Source organism: Massilia aurea (genome assembly GCF_014200505.1).
In the GTDB taxonomy this organism is placed as follows: Bacteria; Pseudomonadota; Gammaproteobacteria; order Burkholderiales; family Burkholderiaceae_D; genus Telluria; species Telluria aurea_B.
Window position 1 is genome coordinate 150,049 of sequence record NZ_JACHBX010000004.1, and the last position, 26,739, is coordinate 176,787.

At 62.0% G+C, this 26,739-nt stretch carries 29 protein-coding genes; 17 read left to right on the plus strand and 12 right to left on the minus strand.

All coding sequences use genetic code 11. The annotated features are described in order from the left end of the window. Positions 1 to 52: 52 nt before the first annotated feature. Positions 53 to 1,021 carry an IS1595 family transposase gene (locus HD842_RS17755; protein ID WP_183556086.1) on the minus strand — a complete coding sequence of 323 codons (969 nt, stop codon included), beginning with the start codon at positions 1,019 to 1,021 and terminating at the stop codon, positions 53 to 55. A gap of 276 nt (positions 1,022 to 1,297) precedes the next feature. On the opposite strand from HD842_RS17755, the gene can reads away from it, so the two are divergent. Beyond that, positions 1,298 to 1,996 carry a carbonate dehydratase gene (gene can, locus HD842_RS17760; RefSeq protein WP_183556087.1) on the plus strand — a complete coding sequence of 233 codons (699 nt, stop codon included), beginning with the start codon at positions 1,298 to 1,300 and terminating at the stop codon, positions 1,994 to 1,996. Beyond that, positions 1,959 to 2,354: a nucleotide pyrophosphohydrolase gene (locus tag HD842_RS17765; protein WP_183556088.1), complete on the plus strand. Its 396-nt coding sequence runs from the start codon at positions 1,959 to 1,961 to the stop codon at positions 2,352 to 2,354. Before can ends, HD842_RS17765 begins: the two co-directional genes overlap by 38 nt. Positions 2,355 to 2,367: 13 nt before the next feature. Here the strand turns inward: HD842_RS17765 and gabD are convergent, their stop codons facing one another. Next, positions 2,368 to 3,822: an NADP-dependent succinate-semialdehyde dehydrogenase gene (gabD, locus tag HD842_RS17770; RefSeq protein WP_183556089.1), complete on the minus strand. Its 1,455-nt coding sequence runs from the start codon at positions 3,820 to 3,822 to the stop codon at positions 2,368 to 2,370. A 251-nt stretch (positions 3,823 to 4,073) separates the two neighbouring features. On the opposite strand from gabD, the gene HD842_RS17775 reads away from it, so the two are divergent. Next, positions 4,074 to 4,844: a gamma-glutamyl-gamma-aminobutyrate hydrolase family protein gene (locus HD842_RS17775; protein ID WP_183556090.1), complete on the plus strand. Its 771-nt coding sequence runs from the start codon at positions 4,074 to 4,076 to the stop codon at positions 4,842 to 4,844. 55 nt (positions 4,845 to 4,899) lie between these two features. Then, positions 4,900 to 6,270 (plus strand): glutamine synthetase family protein, encoded by a 1,371-nt coding sequence (locus HD842_RS17780; protein WP_183556091.1) that lies wholly within the window; start codon positions 4,900 to 4,902, stop codon positions 6,268 to 6,270. A gap of 137 nt (positions 6,271 to 6,407) precedes the next feature. Here HD842_RS17780 and HD842_RS17785 read toward each other — a convergent pair whose 3' ends face one another. The 3 genes from HD842_RS17785 to HD842_RS17795 all read right to left on the minus strand — a co-directional run bounded on the left by HD842_RS17785 (position 6,408) and on the right by HD842_RS17795 (position 9,725). Further along, entirely contained in the window at positions 6,408 to 7,850 is a 1,443-nt protein-coding gene (locus tag HD842_RS17785; protein ID WP_183556092.1) for a sodium:solute symporter family protein, read from the minus strand. Positions 7,851 to 7,926: 76 nt separating this feature from the next. Then, positions 7,927 to 8,667, minus strand: coding sequence for a LytR/AlgR family response regulator transcription factor (locus HD842_RS17790; protein WP_183556093.1), 741 nt, complete (start codon positions 8,665 to 8,667; stop codon positions 7,927 to 7,929). Continuing rightward, a complete protein-coding gene (locus tag HD842_RS17795; RefSeq protein ID WP_183556094.1) occupies positions 8,664 to 9,725 on the minus strand; it encodes a sensor histidine kinase in 1,062 nt (353 codons plus the stop codon). Before HD842_RS17795 ends, HD842_RS17790 begins: the two co-directional genes overlap by 4 nt. 181 nt (positions 9,726 to 9,906) lie before the next feature. Between HD842_RS17795 and HD842_RS17800 the strand changes: the two genes are divergently transcribed. Then, a complete protein-coding gene (locus HD842_RS17800) occupies positions 9,907 to 10,683 on the plus strand; it encodes a DeoR/GlpR family DNA-binding transcription regulator (RefSeq protein ID WP_183556095.1) in 777 nt (258 codons plus the stop codon). Beyond that, positions 10,680 to 11,831, plus strand: coding sequence for an MFS transporter (locus HD842_RS17805; RefSeq protein WP_183556096.1), 1,152 nt, complete (start codon positions 10,680 to 10,682; stop codon positions 11,829 to 11,831). The genes HD842_RS17800 and HD842_RS17805 overlap by 4 nt, the downstream gene beginning before the upstream one ends. A 13-nt stretch (positions 11,832 to 11,844) precedes the next feature. Here the strand turns inward: HD842_RS17805 and panB are convergent, their stop codons facing one another. Further along, on the minus strand, positions 11,845 to 12,732 hold the full coding sequence (gene panB, locus HD842_RS17810) for a 3-methyl-2-oxobutanoate hydroxymethyltransferase (RefSeq protein WP_183556097.1): 888 nt from the start codon (positions 12,730 to 12,732) through the stop codon (positions 11,845 to 11,847). A gap of 208 nt (positions 12,733 to 12,940) precedes the next feature. On the opposite strand from panB, the gene HD842_RS17815 reads away from it, so the two are divergent. The 7 genes from HD842_RS17815 (at position 12,941) to HD842_RS17845 (ending at position 17,290) form a co-directional block, all read left to right on the plus strand. Further along, positions 12,941 to 13,267 carry an ArsR/SmtB family transcription factor gene (locus HD842_RS17815; RefSeq protein ID WP_183556098.1) on the plus strand — a complete coding sequence of 109 codons (327 nt, stop codon included), beginning with the start codon at positions 12,941 to 12,943 and terminating at the stop codon, positions 13,265 to 13,267. A gap of 35 nt (positions 13,268 to 13,302) precedes the next feature. Beyond that, the gene (locus tag HD842_RS17820) at positions 13,303 to 13,782 is read left to right on the plus strand and encodes an arsenate reductase ArsC (protein ID WP_183556099.1); all 480 of its coding nucleotides are present in this window, start codon (positions 13,303 to 13,305) and stop codon (positions 13,780 to 13,782) included. A 56-nt stretch (positions 13,783 to 13,838) separates the two neighbouring features. Beyond that, the gene (locus tag HD842_RS17825; protein WP_183556100.1) at positions 13,839 to 15,119 is read left to right on the plus strand and encodes an arsenic transporter; all 1,281 of its coding nucleotides are present in this window, start codon (positions 13,839 to 13,841) and stop codon (positions 15,117 to 15,119) included. Positions 15,120 to 15,133: 14 nt separating this feature from the next. After that, positions 15,134 to 15,853 (plus strand): arsenical resistance protein ArsH, encoded by a 720-nt coding sequence (gene arsH, locus HD842_RS17830; protein WP_183556101.1) that lies wholly within the window; start codon positions 15,134 to 15,136, stop codon positions 15,851 to 15,853. 135 nt (positions 15,854 to 15,988) lie between these two features. Then, entirely contained in the window at positions 15,989 to 16,225 is a 237-nt protein-coding gene (locus tag HD842_RS17835) for a hypothetical protein (RefSeq protein ID WP_183556102.1), read from the plus strand. 510 nt (positions 16,226 to 16,735) lie between these two features. Then, complete coding sequence (locus tag HD842_RS17840) at positions 16,736 to 17,065, plus strand: hypothetical protein (RefSeq protein ID WP_183556103.1); 330 nt, start codon at positions 16,736 to 16,738, stop codon at positions 17,063 to 17,065. 12 nt (positions 17,066 to 17,077) lie between these two features. Then, positions 17,078 to 17,290: a hypothetical protein gene (locus tag HD842_RS17845; RefSeq protein WP_183556104.1), complete on the plus strand. Its 213-nt coding sequence runs from the start codon at positions 17,078 to 17,080 to the stop codon at positions 17,288 to 17,290. A 486-nt stretch (positions 17,291 to 17,776) separates the two neighbouring features. Here HD842_RS17845 and HD842_RS17850 read toward each other — a convergent pair whose 3' ends face one another. Continuing rightward, positions 17,777 to 18,457, minus strand: a complete 681-nt coding sequence (locus tag HD842_RS17850; protein ID WP_183556105.1) for a hypothetical protein — start codon at positions 18,455 to 18,457, stop codon at positions 17,777 to 17,779. A 429-nt stretch (positions 18,458 to 18,886) separates the two neighbouring features. On the opposite strand from HD842_RS17850, the gene HD842_RS17855 reads away from it, so the two are divergent. The 4 genes from HD842_RS17855 (at position 18,887) to HD842_RS17870 (ending at position 22,110) form a co-directional block, all read left to right on the plus strand. Further along, positions 18,887 to 19,375: a GNAT family N-acetyltransferase gene (locus tag HD842_RS17855; RefSeq protein ID WP_183556106.1), complete on the plus strand. Its 489-nt coding sequence runs from the start codon at positions 18,887 to 18,889 to the stop codon at positions 19,373 to 19,375. Positions 19,376 to 19,599: 224 nt separating this feature from the next. After that, the gene (locus HD842_RS17860; protein ID WP_183556107.1) at positions 19,600 to 19,998 is read left to right on the plus strand and encodes an ASCH domain-containing protein; all 399 of its coding nucleotides are present in this window, start codon (positions 19,600 to 19,602) and stop codon (positions 19,996 to 19,998) included. Positions 19,999 to 20,201: 203 nt separating this feature from the next. Further along, on the plus strand, positions 20,202 to 20,729 hold the full coding sequence (locus HD842_RS17865; protein WP_183556108.1) for an SMI1/KNR4 family protein: 528 nt from the start codon (positions 20,202 to 20,204) through the stop codon (positions 20,727 to 20,729). Positions 20,730 to 21,006: 277 nt separating this feature from the next. Beyond that, positions 21,007 to 22,110 carry a S41 family peptidase gene (locus HD842_RS17870; protein ID WP_183556109.1) on the plus strand — a complete coding sequence of 368 codons (1,104 nt, stop codon included), beginning with the start codon at positions 21,007 to 21,009 and terminating at the stop codon, positions 22,108 to 22,110. A 568-nt stretch (positions 22,111 to 22,678) separates the two neighbouring features. Here HD842_RS17870 and HD842_RS17875 read toward each other — a convergent pair. From HD842_RS17875 to hda, 5 genes are all read right to left on the minus strand, one after another. Beyond that, entirely contained in the window at positions 22,679 to 23,218 is a 540-nt protein-coding gene (locus HD842_RS17875) for an NUDIX hydrolase (protein WP_183556110.1), read from the minus strand. 79 nt (positions 23,219 to 23,297) lie between these two features. After that, on the minus strand, positions 23,298 to 23,771 hold the full coding sequence (gene folK, locus HD842_RS17880) for a 2-amino-4-hydroxy-6-hydroxymethyldihydropteridine diphosphokinase (RefSeq protein ID WP_183556111.1): 474 nt from the start codon (positions 23,769 to 23,771) through the stop codon (positions 23,298 to 23,300). Beyond that, positions 23,768 to 25,231, minus strand: a complete 1,464-nt coding sequence (gene pcnB / locus HD842_RS17885) for a polynucleotide adenylyltransferase PcnB (RefSeq protein ID WP_183556112.1) — start codon at positions 25,229 to 25,231, stop codon at positions 23,768 to 23,770. Before pcnB ends, folK begins: the two co-directional genes overlap by 4 nt. Then, on the minus strand, positions 25,224 to 25,898 hold the full coding sequence (locus tag HD842_RS17890; protein ID WP_183556113.1) for an HAD family hydrolase: 675 nt from the start codon (positions 25,896 to 25,898) through the stop codon (positions 25,224 to 25,226). Before HD842_RS17890 ends, pcnB begins: the two co-directional genes overlap by 8 nt. Continuing rightward, positions 25,895 to 26,578: a DnaA regulatory inactivator Hda gene (gene hda, locus HD842_RS17895; RefSeq protein WP_183556114.1), complete on the minus strand. Its 684-nt coding sequence runs from the start codon at positions 26,576 to 26,578 to the stop codon at positions 25,895 to 25,897. The genes HD842_RS17890 and hda overlap by 4 nt, the downstream gene beginning before the upstream one ends. Between the last annotated feature and the right edge of the window lie 161 nt (positions 26,579 to 26,739).

Sequence of the window (26,739 nt, forward strand, 5' to 3'; positions counted from 1 at the left end):
TTACCGCTGAATGGCATATGCCTTCAGCGGTTTTTTTTGGGCTCAGTCAGCGTTATCTGTTGATGACGCTGATGGCAATGCGAAGCAACTGTTCCGGCGAAATAACTCGCTCTCCATCCAGCGCCCAGCGCCAGCCCAGGTAATTGGGCAGGTAGCGCGACGCCACGCCACGAAAGCCCTGTAGCCAGGCCTTGAAGCGCTGGTGGTAGGCGTTCACGTTCTGCACGTGGATGGCAAGGCTCCCCAGACGTCTTACACGCACACCGGCGCGCACATTGACCGCTTCGTGCGCGATCCTGTGCTTGCGTGCAAACGCGCGGTAAGCGGGATGGCCGTCACTGACAAGCAAGGCTTGCCTGTCGAGCCTGGGCAGCAAGTCACGCTCGAGTTGCGCAGCCGTGAGAGCACCCCGGCCAGTGACGGCATCGATCGTGCGACCCTCGCGGTCGCGCCCGACCAGAATGCAATCGAGTTCGCTGGAAATGCCGCGTTTGGCAGCATGGCCGCCGCGGTGGCGCGGTGGCCGATCAAGCGTACGCGAACCTTTTTGTGATTCGAGCAGAAATGTTTCGTCAGCCTCGACGATGCCATTCAGGAGCGCGGGCCGGTCGAGCTTGACCCAATGCAGGAAGCGATGTCGCCAGCGAAAGGCGGTGTTGCGGTGTACGCCGATTCGATCTGCTCCCTTGCGTACGGGGAGGGAGTCAAGCAGCACCTGCGAATACGCGAGCCATTTGGCTTTGTGCCTGAGCCGCGCCAGCGGCGTGCCGGTGAGGTCGTTGAAGGTGCGACCGCAGACACAGCAGCGATAGCGCTGTAAATCGTTGGCGAACCCGTGCCGGTAGCAGCGATCGTTGCCGCATCTGGGGCAGCAGCGGCCTGGCGCTCTGACCTCAGTGATGAGCGCAACCACCTGATCAAGCCCGGCGGCAGGATGCAGGGCATCAAGCACTTGCCGGCGCTGCGGCTGGTTCAGTGATGGCAGTTTTGCGAACCAGCCCTTGAAACGTGGCGCTTTCATGATCGACTCCTGACGCTGGGGACAGGGGTTGGACCACTGGACTACTCGTCAGTTCAAAGCTAGTCTCTATTTAACGTTGACTGCGCCGTTTTTTGTCCACGCGGTTGGCATCTTGCCAACGCCTGGCGTATCAGGCTGGTCGCTGCCGTATTGACGACGGTGTCCGCCAACACGGTTATACTCCCCCTGTTTCGAGACCTACCCGCCTTTGAAGCCTGCTCCAGAACAGGCCTGGCAACGCCCCTTTTGGGACGGCAACAAGCACAAGGAACCAATATGGACAAATACAAGACCAAGGGATTGACCACGGCAGAGCTGTTCGAACGCAACCGCACGTGGGCCGCCACGATGGTGGCCGAGGACCCGAACTTCTTCAAGGCGCTGTCGGAACAGCAGGCGCCGGAATACCTGTGGATCGGCTGCTCGGACAGCCGCGTTCCTGCCAACGAATTGCTGGGCATGGCGCCGGGCGAACTGTTTGTTCACCGCAATATCGCCAACGTCGTCGTACATTCGGATCTGAACTGCCTGAGCGTGCTGCAGTTCGCCATCGACGTACTCAAGGTCAAGCACATCATCATCTGCGGCCACTACGGCTGCTCGGGCGTGCACGCGGCGCTGACCGATGCGCGCGTGGGTCTGGCCGACAACTGGCTCGGCCACGTGCGCGATGTGCGCGACAAGCACGGCAAGTACCTGGGCCACGTGAGCGGCCGCGCCGCCACCAATCGTCTGGTCGAGCTGAACGTCGCCGAGCAGGTCATGAACACGGCCCACACCACCATCGTGCGCGATGCGTGGGAACGCGGCCAGCCATTGACCATCCACAGCTGGGTGTACGGCGTGCACGACGGCCTGCTGCGCGACCTGGGCATCACCGTGAGCAGCTTCGAAGAGATCGAACCGAAGCTGCGCCGGGTGCTCGATGGTTACGTCGATGACGGCGTCGTGCGTGAAGAGCGGCGTGGACAGTGATCTGATGCGACTGCGCGCGCTGGTGCGCGCGTTCGTCGACGAGCGGGACTGGGATCAGTTCCACACGCCGAAGAACCTCGCCTCGGCCTTGATGGTCGAGGCGGCCGAGCTGCTGGAGCATTTCCAGTGGCTGCAGTCGGGCCGTGCCGAAGAACTAGGCGCGGATAAACTGGTTGAGGTGCGGCACGAGATGGCCGATGTGCTGGTCTATCTCGTGCGGCTGGCAGACAAGCTCGACGTCGACCTGGTCGCGGCGGTCGAAGAAAAGATGGTGCTCAACCGGGCGAAGTATCCGGCCGAGCTGGTGCGCGGCGATGCACGCAAGTATTACGAGTACAAAGACTACAAAAAAACGTGATCGCCGGCGCCGCTTACATGCCGCCCATGCAGATGTACTTCACGACCAGATAATCATCCATCCCGTAGGTCGAGCCTTCACGCCCCAGGCCTGATTGCTTGACCCCGCCGAACGGCGCGACCTCGGTCGAGATGATGCCGGTATTGACCCCCACCATCCCGCTCTCGATCGCCTCGGCCACGCGCCAGACGCGGCCGATGTCGCGCGCATAGAAGTACGACGCCAGCCCGAACTCGGTGTCGTTGGCCATGGCAATCACTTCGTCTTCCGTTTTGAAGCGGAACAGCGGCGCCAGCGGGCCGAAGGTTTCTTCGTGGGCCACCAGCATATCGGACGTCACGTCGGTCAGCACCGTCGGCTCGAAGAAGCTGTGCCCCAGCGCGTGGCGTTTGCCGCCCAGCAGCAGCTTGGCGCCCTTGGCCTGCGCATCCTCGATGTGCTGCTCGATCTTGCGCACGGCTTTTTCTTCGATCAGCGGGCCTTGCGTGACGCCTTCTTCGCGGCCGTCACCCACCTTCAGTTTGCCCACCGCCACCGCGAGCTTGCGCGCGAATTCGTCGTACACGCCATCCTGCACGTACAGCCGGTTGGCGCAGACGCAGGTCTGCCCCGCATTGCGGAATTTCGAGGCGATCGCGCCCTCGACCGCAGCGTCCAGATCAGCATCGTCGAACACGATGAACGGCGCGTTGCCGCCCAGTTCGAGCGAAATCTTCTTGACCGTCGGCGCGCATTGTTCCATCAGCAGGCGCCCCACGGCGGTCGAGCCGGTAAAGCTCAGCTTGCGCACGAGCGGGTTGCCCGTCATCTCGCCACCGATGGCTTTCGAGTCGCCAATCACGACGCTGAACACGCCTTTCGGCACGCCGGCGCGCTCGGCCAGCACGGCCAGCGCCAAAGCCGACAGCGGCGTGAGTTCGGCCGGTTTGAGTACAATCGGGCAACCGGCGGCCAGCGCTGGCGCGACCTTGCGGGTGATCATCGCGGCCGGGAAGTTCCACGGCGTGATCGCGGCGCACACGCCGATCGGTTCCTTGGTCACGACGATGCGTTTGTCCGGCCATGGCGAAGCCAGCGTCTCGCCGGCGACGCGCTTGGCTTCTTCGCCAAACCACTCGAAGTACGAGGCGGCGTAGGCCACTTCGCCTTTGGCCTCAGCCAGCGGTTTGCCTTGTTCCAGCGTCATCAACAATGCCAGGTCGTCGGCGTTTTCCAGCATCAAATCGTTCCACTTGCGCAGGATCGCGGCGCGCTCTTTGGCGGGCAGTTTGCGCCAGGCAGGCCAGGCGGCGTTGGCCGCATCGATGGCGCGCTTGGTTTCGGCAGCGCCCATGTGCGGCACGCTGGCCACGGTCTCGCCGTTGGCAGGATTGGTCACGGCAATGGTCTGGCCGTCGTCGGCGTCGCACCAGGCGCCGCCTACAAAGGCTTGCTGGCGCAGCAGGGAAGGGTCTTTCAAATTCGGCATAGTGTCCTCGTCAATTCATGTCGAGCATCGGCTGCAGAGCGCGGATGCAAGCCGTTATGGTAGACCCATTTGCAAACGAACGTGCCGCCGTGCCCGATTCCTGCATACTGAGATTCTTGAAATTGTGATGACTTTTGGAAACGTGTGGGCTGCCTCAGCCGAATGAAGTTAAGCTTTTGACATGAAATTTCCCCCGCGCCCGACCCGTTGACTGCCTTGTGGTCGCGCGCCTCAAAGAGAAGGACAACACCATGCGCCCTATCGTAATCGTCCCCGCATGCACGCGTGATTTCGGAGAACATCCGTATCACGCCGCCCAGCACAAGTATGTCGACGCCGTCACCCTGGGCGCCGATTGCGCCTCGCTGATCCTGCCATCGTCCGGCGAATCGCTGGACCTGGAAACCATCTTCGGCACCATCGACGGCATCATGCTGACCGGTTCGGCCTCCAATGTGCATCCCAGCTATTACTCGGAAGAAGTGCTGGATCCAACGCTGCCACAAGACCCGGCGCGCGACCAGACCACCTTGCCCCTGATCCGCGAAGCGGTGCGCCGCGGCGTGCCGATCATCGCCATCTGCCGTGGTTTCCAGGAGATGAACGTGGCCCTCGGCGGCAGCCTGCACCAGGCGGTGCAGACGGTCGTGGGCAAGTTCGATCACCGCGAAAAAGCCGAGCTCGGCATGGATGAGCAATATGGCGACGCGCACAACGTCACGGTCACTCCCGGCGGCATGCTCGAGGGCATTCTCGGCGCGGCCGAGATCCCCGTGAACTCGCTGCACGGGCAGGGCGTCAATGAACTGGCGCCTGGCCTGTCGGTCGAAGCCGTGGCCGAAGACGGTCTGGTGGAAGCGTTCACCGTGTCGACGTCGCCCGGCTTCACGCTGGCCGTGCAATGGCATCCCGAATGGCGCATCCAGCACAACCCCTATTCGATGAAGATGTTCCGCGCCTTTGGCGACGCCTGCCGCGCTTACCGCGAGCAGCGCCTGGGTAGCGGCTCGCTGTTGAAATGACCCGGCGCGCCCGGCATGAAGCGGGCGCGCAATCGATTACCGACATGAGGCAATAATGGCAATACGCGAAAATTTCAGTTATACCGATATGGACGAGTGGCTCGATGCAAAGCGGGTCACCGAAATCGAATGCCTGGTGCCTGATCTGACCGGCGTTGCGCGCGGCAAGATCCTGCCGCGCGTGAAGTTCACCGACGACCGCGGCATGCGCCTGCCTGAAGTTGTGCTGGGCATGACCGTGACCGGCAACACGCCCGAACGTGACGACGCCTACGAGCGCGCCATCTCGAGCATCGACCGTGACATGATCCTCAAGGCCGACCCCACCACGATCACGATGGTGCCGTGGGCGGTCGACCCGACCGCGCAAGTGATCCACGACTGCTATTACGCCGACGGCCGCCTGGTCGACTTCGCGCCGCGCAGCGTGCTGCGTCGCGTGCTCAAGCTGTACGAGCAGCGCGGCTGGAAGCCACTGGTGGCGCCGGAACTCGAGTTCTATCTGACGGCCAAGAACATCGATCCTGACTTGCCGCTGGTGCCGCCGATCGGCCGCAGCGGCCGTGCCGAAACCAGCCGCCAGGTCTACAGCATCGATGCGGTCAACGAGTTCGATCCGCTGTTCGAGGACATCTACGATTACTGCGAGCTGATGAACCTGGACGTCGACACGCTGATCCACGAGATCGGCGCCGGCCAGATGGAAATCAACTTCCAGCATGGCGAGCCGCTGGGCCTGGCCGACAAGGTGTTCTACTTCAAGCGCACGCTGCGCGAAGCAGCGCTCAAGCACGACATGTACGCGACATTCATGGCCAAGCCGATGGCCAATGAGCCGGGTTCGGCGATGCACGTGCACCAGAGCGTGATCGATGGCGAGACGGGCAAGAATATCTTCAGCACCGAAGACGGCGCGCCTTCCGAGCTGTTCCACCACTATATCGGCGGCCTGCAACGCTACATGCCATCGGCGATGGCGATCGTTGCACCGTACGTGAACTCGTACCGCCGCATCGTGCGTCATACGGCCGCGCCGATCAATCTGCAGTGGGGGATCGATAACCGCACCGTGGGTATCCGGGTGCCGGTGTCGGGTTCGCAAGACCGGCGCGTGGAAAACCGCGTGATCGGGGCCGACGCCAACCCGTACCTGGCGCTGGCGATCACGCTGGCCTGCGGCTACCTGGGCATGGTCGAAGCGATCGAGCCATCAGCAATGGTGGAAGGCAGCGCCTACGACATGCCGGTGGACTTGCCGCAAGGGTTGTCCGAAGCGATCACGGTGCTGCGCCGCGAAGACCGCCTGCGCGATGTGCTGGGCGAGCGCTTCATCGACGTCTACACGGCGGTCAAGGATCTGGAGCACCAGGAGTTCATGCGGGTGATCAGCCCGTGGGAACGCGAGCATTTGCTGCTGCACGTTTGATCGGACGATCGTTGAACGCGTGGACGGGGGACCCGTCCACCCTACGCGGGTTTGCGTGGTGATGAAATCGTTCCACCGATTGGCACGATGATCGACGTAGGGTGGACGGCTCCGCCGTCCACGCGTTCAACCAAGGCTTACGCCGCCACTTCGCGTCGATTGACCAGCACCTGCGGCGCCAGCGACCCGACGACCATGCCGACAAACGCCATGATCAACCCGGCCAGCTGCCCCGGGAAATGCACGCCCCAGCCGGTGATCTGCTCGAAGAACAGTATCCACGTCAGCAAGCCGCCGGCGATCGACAGGATTGCACCCTGGGTGGTGGCACGCTTCCAGTACAGGCCCATCACCAGCGGCACGAACGCCCCCACCAGCGGCACCTGATACGCGCTCGACACCAGTTCGTAGATCGACGTCCCTTCCATCGCGATTGCATACAGTAGCACCAGCGTGGCAAAGATCACGATCGTGACGCGCATCGCCAGCAGTTGCTGGCGGTCAGTCATGCCGGGCCGGATGTTCTTGAGGATGTTCTCGACAAAACTCGTCGACGGCGCCAGCAGCGTGGCCGATGACGTGCTCTTGATCGCCGAGAGCAGGGCGCCGAAGAACAGGATCTGCATCACCAGCGGCATCTTGGTCATCACGAACGTGGGCAGCAGGCGCTGGTAGTCGTTCTGCGCGATCTCGAGCGCCTGGCTGCCCATCACCACCACGGCAGCGGCCACGATGAACATCGGCACGAAGGCGAACAGGATGTAGCTCACGCCGCCGATCACGGCGCCGGTGCGCGCGGTCGGGGCGTCCTTGGCCGACATCACGCGCTGGAACACGTCCTGCTGCGGGATCGAGCCGAACATCATCGTCACGGCCGCGGCGATGAAGAACATGATGTCGGTAAAACTCGGCTCGGGCCACACGCGCCACAGGTCAGCGTTCTGCGCCATCGCCATCACGTTGCCGGCGCCGCCGGCCAGGTCGGCCGCGAACCAGGCAATCACGCTCATGCCCACGACCAGCACGATCATCTGGATGAAGTCCGTAATCGCCACGGCCAGGAAGCCGCCCACCACTACATAGATCAGCACCGTCAGCGTGCCAACGATCATGCCGGCAGCCGGCGACATCGCGCCGGCCGTCAGGACTGAAAACACCAGGCCCAGCGCCGTGATCTGCGCCGCGACCCAGCCGAGATAACTCATGATGATCGCGACCGAGCAAAAGATCTCGATGCCCTTGCCGTAGCGCTGCCGGTAATAGTCGCCGATCGTGAGCAGGTTGAGTTTATACAGCTTGGTGGCGAAGAACAGGCCCACCAGCACCAGGCACATGCCGGCGCCGAACGGGTCTTCGATCACGGCGTTCAGGCCGCCCTGCACGAACTTGGCCGGGATGCCCATCACCGTCTCGGCGCCGAACCAGGTCGCAAAGGTGGTGGTGATCACCATGACCAGCGGCAGGCTGCGCCCGGCGACGGCAAAGTCGCTGGTGTTCTTGATCCGCGTGCCCGCCCACATGCCGAGAGCCAGCGTGCCGAGCAGATAGAGCACGACGAAGGTGATCAAAGTGAGGTTCATGCAGTAGGTGCTCCGAGGCCAGGAAATTTATGAGCGGAAAATTCCGCGATTATAAATCCGAAACCTGGCCGGCGGCCTAAATTGCCATCTCGCGCAACAGTCGGGACGCCTCGCGGTTGGCGCCGATGCAGGTCCCGTCGCGCATGAAGATCTGCAGTTGCGACTGGTCGTCGGCGCGCATCGATTCGACGAAGTCCAGGTTCACCAGCGCCGAGCGGTGCACGCGGATGAAACGCCGTGGATCGAGCTGCGCTTCGAGTTCCGACATCCCGATGCGCACCAGGAAATGCTGGCCGCGCGCGGTGATCACCGTGTACTTCGAATCGGCTTTCATGTATTCGATCTCGTGCGCCGCAAGGGGAAAGATGCGGCCACGGTCGCGCACGAGGATGCGATCGAGCGGCGCCGGCCCCGCACTGGCGCGCACCAGCGCATCGTCGACGGCGGCGCGTTCGGACCGCGCGCCATCGAGCAGGCGCGCCACGCTGTCGGCAAAGCGCGCCCGCGTGAACGGCTTGAGCAGGTAGTCGACCGCGTGCAGCTCGAACGCGGCCACCGCATAGTGATCATAAGCGGTCGTGAAGACGATCTGCGGCAGGTAGTCGAGCTGGCGCAGCACCTCGAGGCCCGTCATCTCGGGCATCTGGATATCCATGAACACGACGTCGGGCCGCAGCGCCCCGATGCGCGCCAGCGCGCTCGCGCCATCGGCCGCTTCGCCTACCAGCCGCAGGCCCGGATGGGCGTAGATGGCGTCGCGCAGCACATCGCGTGCGAGCGGTTCGTCTTCGGCGAAAAATACGGTCTTTGTGGTCATGGCGTCGTGGGCACGGTGACGCAGGCGGCGAAGCCGGCGCCGGGTTGGGAGTCGATGCGCAGCGCGGCGCGGCCGGCGTAGTCGAGGTCCAGGCGCCGGCCGATGGTGCGGATGCCCAGGCCGGGCGAGGCCTCGATCGTGGCCGCTGCAGCGCCAGGGCCGTCGTCGCGCACGGTCACGCGCAGCAGGCCGGTGTCGGGTTCGCGCCGGCTCTCGATGCGCAGGATGCCATGGCGGGTGAACGGATTGAACGCGTGCTTGATGCTGTTCTCGACCAGCGGCTGCAGGCTCAGGGCCGGCACCAGGCAATCGCCCAGGTCGGGGTCGAGATCCCACTCGACCCGCAGGCGCTCGCCCAGGCGCAGGCTTTCCAGTTCCAGGTAGTCACGCACGAAATCGAGTTCGGCGTCCAGCGTCACGCGGTCGATGCCGGCGCGTTCGGTATCGAGCACATAGCGCAGCATGTTCGAGAACTGGAACAGTGCCGTTTCGGCTGCCTCGGGATTGCGGCCGGTGAGGGCGATGATCGAGTGCAGCGTATTGAACAGGAAATGCGGATTGAGCTTGCTGCGCAGCGCGCCCAGTTCGCTCGCCACCAGCAGCGTCTGCGCCTGCTGCGTGGCGAGGGCCTGGCGCTGGGTCGCGGCGTTGGCGCGCACCAGGTGAAAGACACCCGCCACCACGGCGTAGCTCATCATGTTGTACAGGAAGGGCCACAGGTGCCAGGACAGCGGATGGGGCGGCGGATTCTGCGTTACCACCAGCACCGTATGCGCATAGGTGGCAAAGGCCACTGCCGTCAAGATATGGATGACGAAGCGCTGCACGCCGGCGACGGCGCGCCGTTCGAAGCGGCCACTGAGCGGCCAGAGCAGGGCCAGCATCGCAGCCGATGGCGCAATGCTCACAAAGGCTCGCCAGAACAGGGATGGGTCGAGCCGGCCCGCCAGCAGGGTGTCGGCCTGCATCACCAGTGCAATCACCAGCATGTAGCTCAGCCAGGCGGCGACGTACAGGCGCCACATCGGTGACAGTGCGTAAGACTTGGTCGTCGTCATCTGTCGAGTATCGCGCAGAAAAACCGCGCTGCGGCGGGTCTTGCGCCGAAATGCGGGAATCCGGTGCGAACTGCAGGATTGCGTCATCGGGACACGGATCACGTTTTTGCGTTTTTATGCACGTTATTGCACGAACGTGCATGTTTGTGTACAGTGACGTGTCTAGAACAAGGAGAACACCATGCAATTAGCCGAAGAACGGCGTGATGCGATCGTCGATGCCGTCGAGCGCGAGGGCAGGGTACTGGCGGCAGAACTGGCCACCCGCCTGGCCACCTCGGAAGATACGATCCGGCGCGACCTGCGCGAACTCGATGCTGCCGGCCTGCTGCGCCGCGTGCATGGCGGCGCGATCCGGCGTCAGCCGGAGCCCAGCTTCAGCGAGCGTGCGACCACCGACCTGCCGCGCAAGACCGCACTGGCGCATGGTCTGCGCGCCTGCATCCGGCCGGACGACACGGTCCTGATCGACGCCGGCTCGACGCACCTGGCGCTGGCGCGCCTGCTGGACGACGGCTGCGCCGCGACGATCGTCACCAACAGCCCACAGATCGCGCTGGCGCTGGGCGCGTTCCAGCGCACCCGGATCGTGCTGCTGGGCGGGACTTACCATCCCGCGCTCGGCGCGACGGTCGGCGCGGCCACGCTGGCCGAGGTGGCGCGCCTGCGGCTCGATCTGGCGCTCGTCGGCGTCTGCGGCCTCGATCCCGCGCGTGGCGTGAGTGCATCCGACCCCGAAGAAACAGCGCTCAAACGCGCGATGTTCGCCGCCAGCACGCGCCACGCGGTCGCGGCGCTCAACGAACGCTTCGACGACAGCGCGGCGTTCCTGTTCGGCGCGCTGTCAGAGATCGACCATCTGGTGCTGGAGCACGACGCACCCGCCGCCAGCATTGCCCTGCTGCGCCAGCACCATCCGGCGCTCGACATCACCATCACCACAAAGGCTGTCGCATGAATCCCGTATCTACCGCCAATCCACGCAGCATCGACGCGGCGCGCTGGGCCATCTCCACCGTGTTCCTGCTCAACGGCGCCGGCATCGGCCTGTGGGCCGCGCACGTACCGACCGTGCAGGCGCGCATGGGGATCGACACCGGCATGCTGAGCATGGTGCTGCTGACCATCGCTGGCGGCGCCCTGCTGGCAATGCCGCTGATGGGTGGGCTGACCGGGCGCTGGGGCACACGCCGCATGGTGCTGCTGTCGGGCTTTGCGTTTGCGGCGATGACGCCGCTGATCATGGGCGCGCCGAGTTTGCCGCTGCTGTTCATCGCCGCGTTCCTGTTCGGCGTCAGCAACGGCGCGCTGGACGTGGCGATGAACGCCAACGCGAGCGAAGTCGAAACCGCGCGCGGCTTGCCGACGATGTCGTCGTTCCATGGCTTCTTCAGCCTCGGCGGCCTGTTCGGCGCCGGCATTGGCGGGCTGTTGGTCGGGCAGGGTCTGGGCCATGGCCAGGGCGCGCTGATGGTCGGCGTGGTCACGGCGGTCGTGCTGGCACTGTCCGCGCCGCGCGTGATGGGCTTTGCCGCCACGCACGGCGCCGGCAGCCACTTCTCGCTGCCGCGCGGCGCAGCATTGAGTCTGGGCCTGCTGGCGCTGTTGTGCTTTGCGGTGGAAGGCGCGCTGGTCGACTGGAGCGCCTTGCTGATGGAAGAACGCACCGGCGCCACGCCAGCATCGGCGGCGCTGGGCTTCTCGGCGTTTTCGATTGCGATGGCGGCGTGCCGTTTCGCCGGCGACCGGCTGATCGTGCGCTTCGGCGCGCTGCGCATCATGGTCATTGGCGGCTTGGCGATGTTCGCCGGGCTAGCGCTGGCAGTGGCCAGCACACACTTCGTGCTGTCGGCGGTCGGTTTTGCGCTGGTGGGACTGGGCGCGGCAAACGTGGTGCCGCTGCTGTTCGGGGCCGCCGCGCGCATCCCCGGCATGAGCGCCGGGAATGGCGTGGCAGCGGTGGCCACGCTCGGCTACGGTGGCTTGCTGCTGGCGCCGCCGGTGCTCGGTTGGGTCGCCATGCACTCGAGCATCATGGTGGCGCTGGGCGGACTGTCGCTGTCGGGCCTCGTGATCGCCCTGAGCGCCCGTATTATCAGGCGCTAGGGCGTCGCGTAGATCAGAAGCAGTGTTCGGCAGCCGGGAAGCTGCCATCCTTCACGGCCGTCACATAGCTCGTGACGGCTGCATCGATGCTGGTCTGGCCGTCCATGAAGTTCTTCACGAAGCGCGCCTTGCGGCCCGGGAACACGCCCAGCAGATCGTGCATCACCAGCACCTGGCCCGAGCAATCGGGACCTGCGCCGATGCCGATCGTCGGCACCGACAGCAGCTCGGTGACTTCCTTGCCCAGCGCCGCCGGCACCGCCTCGATCAGGATCAGCGCCGCACCGGCCGCCTGCAGCGCCAGCGCATCGTTTTTGAGGCTGTCGGCGCCGGCGTCGGTCTTGCCCTGTACGCGGAAACCACCCAGCTGGTGCACGAACTGCGGCGTCAGGCCAATGTGGGCGCACACCGGGATGCCCCGTTCAACCAGCAGACGCACGGTGTCGGCCAGCCAGGCGCCGCCTTCGATCTTGATCATCTGCGCACCGGCGCGCATCAGCTGCACGGCGCTGTCATAGGCTTGCTGCGGGTTGCCATAGGCGCCGAACGGCATGTCGGCCAGCACCAGTGCGTGCTTGTTGCCGCGCGCGACCGAGGCCGTGTGATAGACCATGTCGGCCACCGTCACCGGCAGCGTCGAATCGTGACCGGCGCAGACCATGCCGAGCGAATCGCCGATCAGCAGGATCTCGACGCCGCAGCGGTCCATCAGCGACGCGAAGCTGGCGTCGTAGCAGGTCAGCATCGCGATCTTGTTGCCGGCTGCGCGCATGGCCAGCAGCGATGGCACGGTGACGGCTTTCGGCGTTGCCGGTACGGGGGCCGCGGGAGCGGGCACAGCGGTGGGCGTGGGTGCACCTGCGCCTGCCGTCATCTCGTTACCCTGCAAATAACCACTCATGAAGAAATCCTTTAAAACGATACGTCCTGGCGCCTAGTGTAATGCGGCGCCTGCGAAGCTGCAGTCAGCGCGCATTCTACTGCAGCCTGCCTTTCCTGACATGGCCACCCCCATGTCATCAAGCCGTCAAAATACTTCAATATTCTTTGAATCGTTGTATCGTTCAGATATGATCTTCATGTCTTGTAATGCATTAACTGGGAACACCATGGATACCAAAGCCACACTTGCCGCCCTGTCAGCCTTGTCGCAGGGGAGCCGCCTGGCGATTTTCCGGTTGCTGGTCCAGGTGGGGCCGGCGGGGCTGGCGGCCAGCCGGATTGCCGAGCACCTCGATGTGCAGCCTTCGGCGCTGTCGTTTCATCTGAAAGAGCTGTCACACGCAGATCTGCTGTCGTCCCGGCAGGACGGGCGCTTCGTGATCTATTCAGCCAACATCGCGACGATGAATGGCCTGGTCGGCTTTCTGACTGAAAACTGCTGCGGTGGCGTGCCGTGCGACGTGGCCGCTGGCGAGCCATGCAAACCAAACTGACGCTGCACATAACCCTTAACCAGACCAACCATCCCATGAACATTCTCTTTCTCTGCACCGGCAACTCCTGCCGCTCCGTCCTCAGCGAGGGCACGTTCAACCATCTGGCGCCCGAGGGGTGGCAGGCAATCAGCGCAGGCAGCCAGCCGACGGGCACGCTGCATCCGCGCGCTGTCGCGCTCCTGCACCGCAAGGGCATCTCGACCGAAGGCTATTACAGCAAGTCGTGGGACGATTTGCCGGTTACGCCGGATATCGTCGTGACCGTCTGCAGCAGCGCGGCTGGCGAGACCTGTCCTGCCTACCTGGGCCCGGTGCTGCGGACGCACTGGGGCCTGGACGATCCAGGTCACGTCGTCGGTACCGACGAACAAATCGAAGCGGCGTTCGAGCGTACTTATGCCATCATCCTGGCCCGCATGCACGCCTTCCTGGCGCTGCCGCTGGAGGAACTGCAAGCTGACCGCAACCGGTTCAAGACCGAGCTCGACCGCATCGGCACCCTGTTGCCCTGAGCGGCATCCGGCACTGCCGACGCTGTATTTGATTGACCTGTTCACTAGGACCCTTTGTGCTGATCGCATCACTGATTTTTCTCGCAACACTCGTTTTGGTCATCTGGCAGCCCCGGGGACTGGGCATCGGCTGGAGCGCCACGGCCGGCGCTGCGGTCGCGCTGCTGACCGGTGTCATCCACGTCGCTGATATCCCGGTGGTGTGGGCCATCGTCTGGAATGCGACGGGGGCATTCGTCGCCATCATCATCATCAGCCTGCTGCTGGACAAGGCGGGCTTCTTCGAATGGGCGGCCCTGCACGTTGCGCGCTGGGGCAAGGGCAATGGCCTGCGGCTGTTCATCCTGCTCGTGCTGCTGGGCGCCGCGGTGTCGGCCCTGTTTGCCAACGATGGCGCAGCGCTGATCCTGACGCCGATCGTGATCGCAATGCTGCTGGCGCTGCGCTTCACCCCCAAGGCGACGCTGGCCTTCGTCATGGCGGCCGGCTTCATCGCCGATACGGCCAGCCTGCCGCTGGTCGTGTCGAACCTCGTCAACATCGTCTCGGCCGACTATTTCGGCATCAGCTTCTCTCGCTACGCGTCGGTGATGGTACCGGTCAATCTGGTCGCGGTGGCGGCAACGCTTGGCGCACTCATCTGGTTCTTCCGCAAGGACATTCCGGCGAACTACGACATGGCGCAATTGAAGCATCCAGGCGACGCCATCCATGACCGGGCAACCTTCATCACCGGCTGGTGGGTGCTGGGGATCCTGCTGGTCGGTTTCTTCTGGCTTGACGACATGGGCGTGCCAATCAGCGCCGTGGCGGCGGCCGGCGCAGCACTCCTGCTGGCGGTGGCTGCGCGCGGCCACCGCATCTCGACGCGCGCCGTGCTGCGCGATGCGCCGTGGCAGATCGTGATCTTTTCGCTCGGCATGTATCTGGTCGTGTACGGCCTGAGGAATGCCGGGCTAACGGTATATCTGACCGAGCTGTTGAACTGGTGCGCGCAATACGGTGTCTGGGGCGCCGCGCTTGGCACCGGCTTCATCACGGCGATCCTGTCCTCGATCATGAACAATCTGCCATCGGTGCTGGTGGGCCTTTTGGCTATTGACGCCACCACGACCAGCGGCGTGGTGCGCGAGACGATGGTGTATGCGAACGTCATCGGCGCCGACCTCGGCCCCAAAATCACCCCGATCGGCAGCCTGGCCACCCTGCTGTGGCTGCATGTGCTGGCGGCGAAGGATATCCAGATCTCGTGGGGCTACTACTTCCGGGTGGGTATCGTGCTGACGCTGCCGATCCTGCTCGTTACCCTGTGCGCGCTTGCGCTGCGCCTGAGCTAAGAAAGGCGATTACCATGAACGACAACATCCCGAACCTGCCGAATATCCGGCCCGAACTGCTGGACATGCCGACCATCGACAAGCTCGAGCCAGTGGACGACATGAATCATCCGCCGCGCATCCTGCTGCTGTACGGTTCACTGCGCGAACGCTCGTTCAGCCGCTTTCTCACCTTCGAGGCTGCGCGCATCCTCGAGCACTTCGGCGCCGAGGTGAAAATATTCGATCCGATGACCTTGCCGATGGTGGGCAGCGTGCCGGAGACGCACCCGAAAGTCGTCGAACTGCGCGCGTTGTGCCTGTGGTCGGAAGGGCAGGTCTGGTGCAGCCCCGAGCGCCACGGCACGGTCACAGGCGTGATGAAGAACCAGATCGACTGGATCCCGCTGGAGCAGGGCGCCGTCCGCCCGAGCCAGGGCCGGACGCTGGCCGTGATGCAGGTCTGCGGCGGGTCGCAATCGTTCAACGTGGTCAACACGCTGCGCCTGCTGGGGCGCTGGATGCGCATGATCACGATTCCCAACCAGTCGTCGGTACCGATGGCGTACAAGGAATTCGATGACGACGGCCGGATGCGGCCTTCGGCCTATTACGACCGCGTGGTCGACGTGATGGAGGAGCTGGTCAAGTTCACGCTGCTGACCAGGGGGCGGAGCGATTACCTGACCGATCGTTATAGCGAGCGTAACGAGCGTGCGCTCAAGGCGATCGACCGGCAGATCGGAAAAGTTTGAACGACATCGATGTCAGGCGGACGCCGATGTGGACGAACAACAAAGACGGACACAAAACAATAAAGTTCGATACAAGAAGCCAGGGCTGACATGCTCTGGCGAACTTCCGCTTTCGGCCATAACCGGACATAAGATATGGATACTAAACACCATAAGATTGGATATGTTGCGCGCCTTCTTGTCGGTGGCTTTGGTGCGGTTTTGCTAGTCTTATTTGCTTTTTCCGCTTACACAAGTTGGACGGTCAATGCTAAGTACTTTCACGACTACGGCTGGCCGCGCATCGGATGGGGCGACATGCTTTGGCTCATGGCGGCGTCCTATTTTTTGCTTGTTGGCTGTATAGGAAAGTGGCGATTGGTGCATCGATGAGGCTGGCCCTTCGACGACCGTCCGCTTCGGGTCGAAACCGGAAGTTCGGATGCCTTGCGGCTTGAGGCGGTCGGCCTCCTAAGCGGACAGGAAATAGAACGGAAAGCAATCGGGCGATTGCTGCCTGTCGTGACAGTCCGTCACTTGCAAGCGGCCATCGCTTCGGGACGCAAGACCCGGATAAATCGCTCTAGACGTGTCGCAAACTCCGCGCCCCGCCCACTACTCAACCGGCTAGTGTGCCGGCCTCAATGCTAAAGCCGCAGGTAAGCACACTCAGTTAAAAGCGTCTGCAGGAAGAGCGGTAAATCACGCGGCGAGAGCTGTTCCAGCCAATTTTAGGCCCCGCCACGGCGTTTTCACGTTGAGGTACATATCGCGCATCCATCTCACTGGCGTTAGCTTCGAGCAGGGCGTCGTCGGCGAGGAAGAATGTGTATGCTTTGCAGGGCGTTGCGGCGTGCAGTTGGCCGAAGTGCCTTTTTTTATCGCAAACACGGGAGGTTTTGAATGGAATCGAGCCGGCTGGAACAATTGGAGCAGGGTTTGCGCAACGTGCTGCGCTTGATCGAGCGCGACGAGACGGGACAATCCGGCGAACTCGCGCGCGAGCACCCGGCCGCGCGCGCCGCCGAAGAATGCGAAGTGATGCTCCCGGAGCCGCTGACCCTGGCCGCGTTATCCGAGACTGTGCGCCATAAAATCGACACGGTGCAAGTGCTCCTCACCCGCGCGCGCGAACACGAGCAGTTGCCGCCGGACGCGCAGCTGGCCGCCGATGAGGGCTACATGGCTAGCACCGACGAGCTGGCAGACGCCAAGGCGGCCCAGAACGGTTGAGGATCGCCAGGAATGACGATTTCCGTCTCTTCCTGTAGATGCTTTTGGCTGAGCGTCAAGATCGTTGTCGCGTGCAACGAGGCTGGCATACGAGCCCGGTTGAGCGGTAAAAAACAGCGCATTCTCAAAGAAGCGGCCGAAATTCTCTCCGTCCTGGCGCCCCGGCTGGACGGCGCCGGGAAGGGAAGGAAGAAAGTGCTCGACGCAAGGGGGCAATGGAAGTGAAGGTACGCGCAGCCATGCAAGGAAACTTTGCTACGCTCCCGTTCCGGACTACGTAGCATTCGTTGCCACGACTTCGGAATATCAGATCAAGAATTTGTTCACGTTGGCCGATCTAAAGGATGCCATCAAGGAAAACGGCGTCTGTGACAACCCGTGGATTTTTCCGTTTTTGAAGCTGCTAACCTAGTGCGACAGGACGCTTTCGGCCAAGTGCGGACTTTCGAACACTCCTATCACCGTCGACCGATACGAATGAAAACTAGAAAACTGCCTCTGACGGCATGGGGCCGCCGATGCCGTTGCATGAGCCGCCGTAGGTGCCGGCAGCCAGCCCAAGCAGGGTAGCGCGGTAAGCTGATGGTTGGTTTTCGCTACTGGTGGCCGAAGCTGCCTGGCCTGTGGCGCCATCTTCAGGCGGCGTCTGGTCGGCAGATTTGCTGCACGCGCCAAGCAGCAGGGCGGCGCATGCTACCGTCAGGGTGCTCCTCATCGCGCCCCCTTAGTCAGCGACGCTCCAGAGCTTGTGCACTGACCACCGATTCGTGTCAGACGCGTCACGAGAACGCTCGAACGCGTAGCGGCACCGGTTGCACCACCTTCCGCAGCGATCGCGCGCATGTCGGCCTTGTGTTCTTCCCAGTTTGCCAGCGCATATTGCGCATCCTCACGCTCATCGGCGCTGGTGGAGTTCTTCAACACGTTCTCGAACGTCTTGCGCTGTTGATCGAAGTCGAGCAGGCCTTGTTGCCCTAAGCGTTCGATAACCGATGTCTTCATTTCCCAAGTACCGCTGTTGAGCTTGCGCACGGCCACGGTGGTATCGGCGTTGGCACAGCGCGAACTGAAGGTGGTGCTCCCTGCCGCGTGCACGGGTGCCGAACTCTTGCATTGCTGGCCAGTCGGCTGCATCAGGCCGCTGCCGGTAGCACCGATACAAATTTGTCCCGGACTAGCAAGCGTGCTGACAACAGCGGTACCACCTGGAGAATGGACCCGCATACTGGCCATGCCGCTTGTGCTGTCGTTTTTCTGTTTTAGCACAGCGCCGTTACTTTGTATGGAGTTAGCGTCCGAGTCGACCCGGTACAAGCCGGGTGGCGGCAGATTGACCAGTGCGGCAGCCGTAGCGGCGGCTACGTTGGCCACGCCGAATGGCAACAGCATCATTGCTATCACGGCCGGCCGGCGAGGGGGAAAGCACATGGTGGACAAATGAATCTCCGGATAAATAGTAGTTGAGTCCGGCAGTGTGCCAGGTGGATCAGCGGACGACCATTTCGACGCGGCGATTTTTTGCGCGCCCGTCGTTACTCTCGTTGGTCGCCACTAGCGCCAAATTGGCCCACCCCGCGCGCGACCATTCTCGCCGATGTTATCCCATACTTGGAGGCTAGGGCTATACATACCAGGAATGGTTCCGATCGTCTGCTTTGGGTCGGCAGCGGCCTGTCGTGACAGTCAGTGATTCTTCAACGCAGGCAACCTGCTAAGCTGACGGGAACGGCCGGGTTCGGTCAGAAATGGCCGCTGCTTCGACATTGCCTTGCTCTGAAATTTGCATGCTTACTACCTGCATTAATTCTCTACTGAGACGCAATGATCGAAACCCGACTTGCTCGTTTGAGTGAACGCCTGATAGTCAGAAATTTGATGGAACTTTACCAGCACGATTTTTCCGAGATCGATGGGACAGACTTGGATGAGCACGGTCAGTATGGCTACTGCGATCTGGACTGCTTCTGGATTAATCCGAACTGGTCGGCATATGTCATTACTGTGGAAGGTAAATGGGCTGGCTTCGCGCTTACAAATGATGAGGTACACATTCAGGGCAACACGCGCGCCATCGTGGAATTCTTTGTAGTTCGGAAGTATCGAGCGAAAGGCATAGGTAAGCTCGCAGCCCAAGCCATCATGGACGCAAACCCTGCTCATTGGGAAATTCGAGTCTTGGAACAGAACCATGATGCTCAGCGCTTCTGGGCAAGGCTTCTTAATGAACTCTGGCTGGCTAAGCACAGTGAGGCCATGCTTAACGACGAACGCTGGCATGGTCCAGTTTATTCAGTCGACACCCAAAGATGAAGGCGTGCGATTTTTGCTTTTCCGGCGTTCAAACACCATGTGAGGAGCGTCTAATCGCATATCTCAACTGTCCACTTTGGGTCGCTTCCGGCCTGCCGTGACAGTCAGTGCCTTTTCCAGCCGGCGCTTGTTGAGCTGACGCGAAGGGCCGAGTTGGGCCAAAATCGGGCGTGGAAAAAGAACGGCGGGATCGGATCTCTAACACCTCAGTAAGGATGACGTATATGGGCAGACGTAAGCGTTTGACGTTTTGGGGTGCCGACGAGGATGACGACAGCTTAGCGCGTGCTGTGATTGCTGGCCTAAAGACAGTGACCGCCGACACTGTGGAGGACTATTACAAGCCCTATGGAGAATACGGCGACGGCAGTTACGCGACTGGGGACGTAATCGAAGTTTACGATCTGAAACAACGCCTGCGCTGCCTAATCCGTGCGAACAATGTATTTACGATCCGTTTTGGCGACATCCCAGAGGAAGTATGGCGAGGCGAGGGGTTTGCAAGTGCACGTGAGTTCCAGGATGTTCATACCCGCTGTCTTCCTCAATACGAACTACATGATGACTTCCTATTCGTCACCCTGCATTTTCAACTCGTCAAGGTGATGAGTCATGAGTTGTAAGGTTTAGTTCGTTGAACTCACCGAAAGAATCCGTCTCGGGTCGGTTCCTGCCGGTAGTGACCGTCCGTGAATTTCCCAGCCGGGTAACCTGCTAAGCTGACGCGAGCGGCCGGGTTCGGCCAAAACCAGCCGGTCGAGACTGGCAAAAATTCATGCTCACGGTGCGCTTCCGGCGAATCGCTCGTCAAGGAATCTGACTGTTAATGAAAACTCTGGAAGAAATACTTTCGCCACCTGCGATTTGCGCTGAGGAGGACTGGCAGGCGTGGGCCCGCGTCGAGGAACGTCTGGGAACCCGCCTCCCTGCCGATTACAAAGCATTTATCGATGCGTTCGGGTTAGGTTCAATTGATTCTTTCATCTGGATTTTTTCGCCGTTTACTCGCAACCAGTATGTCAGCCTGGAGCGTAAACTGGAGGTCGTTGGCGATGTCCTTGCACAGTTGGCCCAATGCGGTGAACAGATCCCATTTCTCTATTTTCCAGCGCCGGGCGGTTTATTTCCTTTCGGATCTACCGACAATGGGGATTCCCTTTACTGGAAGACAGACGGCGAGCCTGACTTGTGGCCGGTGGTCGTGAATGAAGCGCGCGGTCCGCATTGGGAAATGTACAACCTTTCTATGACAGCGTTTCTATCGCAGGTTCTTAGTGGCGAGCTTGTTTGTACCGTATTCCCGGATGACATTCCCAGTCACTCGCCAACATTCAAGGCCGCGGACGACGCATGATCGGTAACGCGCCGTGCTCAAGCACGCCGACTGGTCACTCCGGGTCGGATGCGGCGTATCGCGCCGGTCCCTGCTTTTCATGTTGTCAACCTAGTATGCTGGACCGATAGGGCGGGTTTGGCCAAAAGCAGACGTCGTGACGGTCCGGCGCATCGGGTGCGTTACCTCTACAGTAAGTAGGCCACTATTGAAAACCAGCAATCTTCCCAGATATTGAAGAAGTGACACGACCTTTCTGTTCAGACAACATAAACCGATCGAGGTTTTAAGGGAAGAAATGAAAATATTGCGTTCTATTGGTACCGCCGCTATTGTCGCAGCTATCGCTTGTTCGCCTGCTTTCGCGCAATCGGCTGGGGTTTCTAACCAGCGTGACATGCAGATGAACGCCGCGAGCCGTCAGCAGTTGATAGACGCCGTGATTAAGGAAGTCAACAACAGCTACGTCTTTCCCGACATGGCGAAAAAGGTCGAAACATCGTTACGCCATCAGCAAAAGCGCGGATTCTATGACGCTATTGCTAGCGCACAGCAACTGTCCGAAGTGCTGTCCGATGCATTGCAGGCTGCCACTAAAGACCGGCACCTGCGCGTGATGTACAGCGAGGCGGTGATAGCCGGCAGGAAGTCTTCTGACGAGCGATCGCCCGAGGAAGCCGCCAGTTACCTCGCGATGATGAGGTCGAACAATTTTGGCATAGATAAAATCGAACGGTTACCCTTCAATATCGGGTATTTGGAACTTGCGCGCTTCGCGCGCGCAAAGGAGATGGCCGAGACGCTGGCCGCCGCAATGACGCTTGTCGCCCATACGGACGCGCTTGTTATCGACCTGCGCAATAACCGTGGAGGCGATGGAGCCGCAGGACTCCTGTTGGCCAGCTATATGTTTGACAAGCGCACCCAGCTAAACGACTTCTACTACCGCGAGGGCAACCGCACTGAACAGCGGTGGACTGCCGATGTCGTCCCCGGCCTGCGCTATGGCGGGACGAAGCCGGTCTATATCCTGACTAGCAAGGACACTTTCTCAGCAGCAGAGGACTTCACCTACGCACTCAAGAACCTCAAGCGTGCGACTGTCGTCGGTGAGACCACCGGAGGCGGCGCTAATCAGGGTGATAACAAGCGGCTGCTGCCAAACTTTTCACTCTTTGTGCCACTAGGCCGCACAATCAGCCCGGTAACGAAAACAAATTGGGAAGGCGTTGGCGTGATGCCCGATATCAGCGTCTGTGCAAGCGATGCTTTGAGAACTGCGCAGCTAGCTATCTTGGCTAATATTGCGGCGTCGGAGAACAATCCTGACGAGCTAGGTCGCCTAAATGAGCGCATTGGGCAGCTTAGCGAACGCACTACTGGACGCATCACGTGTGGCTGATCTGAATATGCACGTTGGTAGTTACCTGCTATCTGGATCTGACGTCCGCTTCAGGTCGGTTGCTGCCTGTCGCGGCCACTGCTAGTTTTCCAATCTGGCAACCTGCTATGCTGGTCTGACAGCGGCATCCTGCCAAGAGGGGGAATTGATGAGTACAGAGCCAAATAAAAAATTCCTAGGTGTCCTACTTGTTGTTTACTGGGCTGCGGTTGGGTATTTCCCTTTCGTTCTAATATCGTATTGGCGGGGGTATCGCGCAGCAATCGGCTGTCCACAGGATGGCGACTGCTATGTTCCCGGCTCAGAGCATTTGCTCGGTCTAGAACTGATGATTACGACCGCAGCGATTCTTTTTTGGCCGCTGGCATCCATCAAGCTGTTTGCAGCTGTGCGAATGATATTTACAAACCGTTAGAAATACTCATCGGCGGCAGTGCTTATGTGAGATCTGCTTTGGTCGAAAGCCACCGGCCGAATAGGGCGAAGGAACCAGCAGGCCATGTCAAACTTTATCGGCATACCCAGCATGTCGACATCTTTCGCCTCATAGCAAGGCTAGTGTCGAGCTTTATTGTCCGCCCACAGCAGCGCCTGCCGCCAGCATGTCCAGCGCGTACCTGAGCATCCACGTTTCACGCGCAATCGACAGCCCCATGTGCGCCGGCTTTGTACCGAGTATCCGCTCATTGTGTTCGATGGCGGCGTCGATATCGATCCAGCGCGGCACCATGCCGTTGGCCACCTCGTACGCTTCGGGCGAGGTCGCGCCCAATTCGCCGTCAACGCGGCACAGATAGAAGTGCGAGCGCATGAACAGCACGTCGTAGCCACTTTTCAGCGGCGGGCGATGTTCGTCCAGATAGCCAACATAACTTTCGACAGCGACGTTGGCGGCGCCCGTTTCTTCCTGCAGTTCGCGGCGCAGGCCGTCGATCGGGTCTTCGCCCGCATCCAGTCCCCCGCCCGGGAAGCTGTAGTCATCGTAACGACGGGTATAGAGCAGCAGAATGTCGCGGCCGCGCAGGATGATGGCGCGCACGGCCTGCCGTTCGAATATGGTGCCTTCGAGCGAAACGCCGGGATGGGTCAGTGTATGCAGCAGCGTCACAAAAGCTCCTGGTACTTCGTTAAAGTGGGCGCCGTGGTGGCAAGGCCGCAACCGGTACGCCGTGACTGTCGCACGGGTGTCAGTCGAGTTTGGCGATCGTCTGGCCGGCCACCAGTTGCGCGAAGTCGCGCGCGGCGCCGTGGCCGGGAATGACGATGTCCGGTGCGATTTCCAGCAGCGGCGCGATCACGAATGCACGTTCGTGCATGCGCGGATGCGGCACAGTCAAGCTGTCAGTGGCGATCATCTCGTCGCCGTACAGCAGCAGGTCGAGGTCGAGCGTGCGCGGGGCGTTGTGGTACGGGCGCTCGCGGCCATGGGCCTGTTCGATGGCTTGCATCGCCGCCAGCAGTTCGTGCGCGCCAAGCGAGGTATCCAGGCACGCCACGGCGTTGATGTAATCGTCGCCGCTCGAGTCGATCGGGGCAGTGCGGTACATGCTGGACGTGTGCAGCAGCATGCCGCCGTCCATGCGCGCCAGGCGCGCGAGCGCGTCGAGCACATTGCCACGCGCGTCGCCCAGGTTCGCACCGATGCCGATATAGGCGATCATTTGCCGCGCATCGCCCGGTACTTGGCTTCTTCGTGCGCCGCGTAGGCAGCGTCGCGGGCCCGGTCTTCAGCGGTCAGGCCGTCGTCAGGGTCCGGGCCGCGTACGGCGCCGCCGACATCGCCTTCGCCGCCGCTCTTGCGTGGCGCGCGCCGTGGCCGGCGCTTCTTGGCCGGGCCACCTTCGCGCTCTCGCGAGACAGCCACTTCGACCAGGCGCTCGCGGTCACCACCTTCGGCGGCGTAGAAATCGGTCCACCAGTCGCCGATCTCCATGTCGAGTTCACCCGATTCGCAGCGCAGCAGCAGGAAGTCGTAGCCGGCGCGGAAGCGCGGGTGTTCGAGCAGCTTGTACGGCGCGCGGCCGGCGCGGCGCTCGAAGCGCGGCTGCATGGCCCAGATGTCGCGCATGTCGGTGGCGATGCGGCGCTGCAGGGCAAGGTTCTCGGTTTGCGTTTCGAGCACGTCGTCGGCCGCCAGGTGCAGGGCAGGGATCGGCGACTCGCCGCCGGCGACATAGGCCGTCCACTTTTCGAGCACCTGGTGCCACAGCAGCGAGGCAAACAGGAAGCCCGGCGAGACGCCCTTGCCGGCCTTGATGCGGTTGTCGGTGGATTCGAGCGCCAGCGTCACGAACTTCATGCCGATCGGCTGCTCGAGCACAACGTCGAGCAGCGGCAGCAGGCCGTGGTGCAGGCCGGCCGAGCGCAGTTGCTGCAGGCATGCCAGCGCGTGGCCCGACATGAGCAGCTTGAGCATCTCGTCAAACACGCGCGCGGCGGGCACATTGTCGATCAGCGGCGCCATGACGGGAATCGGCGCCAGCGTGGCCTGCTCGATCGAGAAGCCCAGCTTGGCCGCGAAGCGCACGACGCGCAGCATGCGCACCGGGTCTTCGCGGTAGCGTTCTTCAGGCACGCCGATGATGCGCAGCAGCTTGTTGCGGATGTCTTCCATGCCGCCGTGGTAATCGAGTACCTGCTGGCTGGCCGGGTCGTAGTACAGGGCATTGATGGTGAAGTCGCGGCGCGCCGCGTCTTCGTGCTGCGGGCCGAAGCTGTTGTCGCGCAGGACGCGGCCATGTTCGTCCTTCGGCGCGTTGTCGCTGCCGTTGCCGCGGAAGGTGGTCACTTCGAGCAGGTCCTGGCCGAACATCACGTGCACGATCTGGAAGCGCCGGCCGATGATGAAGGCGCGCCGGAACAGTTTTTTCACCTGTTCGGGCGTGGCGTCGGTGGCGATGTCGAAGTCCTTGGGTTTGACGCCCAGCAGCATGTCGCGCACGGCGCCGCCGACGACGAAGGCCTGGTAGCCGGCTTCCTGCAGCGCCTGCGTTACGCGGATCGCGTTGGACGACACGCTGCGCGGGTCGATCCCGTGTTCGTCGGGGCCGAGGATGACCGGCTCGGTCGGGTCGCGCTGGTCTTTCACACCCAGGATTTTACGGATGAAGGTTTTAATCATTGAATAGTTGGATGGTTGGCCAGCCCTGTTCGCGCGCGTGGCTTGCGAGCGCCTTGCCGGGATTGGTGGCGACCGGGTGAGACACGATCGACAGCAGCGGGATGTCGTTGTGCGAATCGCTGTAGAAGTAGCTGCGCCCGAAGCTGTCGAATGGCTGCCCCAGGCGTTCGAGCCAGGCGTGCATGTGAACGACCTTGCCGGGGCCCGATGTTGGCGTGCCGGCCAGGCGCCCGGTGAGCATGCCGGCCGCGTCGAATTCGGGCATCGCGGCGATGTGGTGCTCGACGCCGAAGGCCGCGGCAATCGGCGCCGTGATGAAGTGGTTGGTGGCGGTGATGATCGCCACCAGATCGCCGGCTGCCTGGTGATCGCGCACGAGCTGGAGGGCCTGCGGCGTGATGGCCGGCTCGATCACTTCGCGCATATAGCGCGCATACAATGCGTCGAGTTCCGCGCGCGGAAACGCCGCCAGGGTGCCAAGTGCGAATTCGAGGTACTCGACTGGATCGAGGACACCGGCATTGTACTGGGCGAAGAAGGCGTCGTTGCGGGCGCGGTAGGCGTCGCCATCGACCGCGCCGACCCGCGCCAGAAATTCGCCCCACTCGTGATCGGAGTCGATCGGCAGCAGCGTGTGGTCGAGGTCAAACAGGGCGAGGTTTTTCATTCTTTGGATTCGAGCGGCAGGTTTTCTTGCAACAGCAGGTCGCGCAGCAGCGGCAGCGTGACCGGCCGCTGGGTTTCAAGCGAATACTGGTCAAGCGCATCGAGCATCGTCGATAGGGAACGCATGTCGCGTTTGAAATGAGACAACAAATAGGGTAACACGCTGGCCGACAGCGTCAAACCGCGCGCCTCGGCGGCGTGCGTCAGCGCTTCGATCTTCTGGTCGTCGGACAGGCCGTGGATCTGGTACACCAGGCCCCAGCCCATGCGCGTGCGCAGGTCTTCGCGCACCTGCAGCACCGCCGGCGGCACGGGCCCGGTACAGACCATGTAGGCGCCGTGCTCGCGGATCTGGTTGAACAGGGCAAACGCGTCGATCTGGCGCCGGGCACTGAGGCGATGGCAGTCGTCGAGCAGGTACAGCGTGGTGCCGGCGGCATGCACGAACTGGCTGGCCGGCGCATCGAACGGGATGTAGCGCGCGCCCGGGCTGGCGGCCAGGCCCTGCAGCAGGTGGGTCTTGCCGGCGCCGGTGTCGCCCCACAGATAGGCGAAATGCTCGCGCGAGCTGCGCTCGGCGAACAGGTGCATCAGGTGCGTCAGCTCGGCATTGGCCCCGACCTGGAAGGTGTCGAGGCTCTGGGCCGGTTCGGCGCCTAAATCGAGCACCAGCTGTTTCATCGCGAGGGCCGATTCATGCCGGAAGATGGAGGAATGGGCATGCCAGTAAGGATAAGTTTTCGTTGTTATGTACGTTAAACGGCGCCGATCGGCCCATAAAAGGAATACAGGGGAAGCCGTTTTGCTAAAATAGTGGATTGACCAGTTTCGCCGGTCGCCTC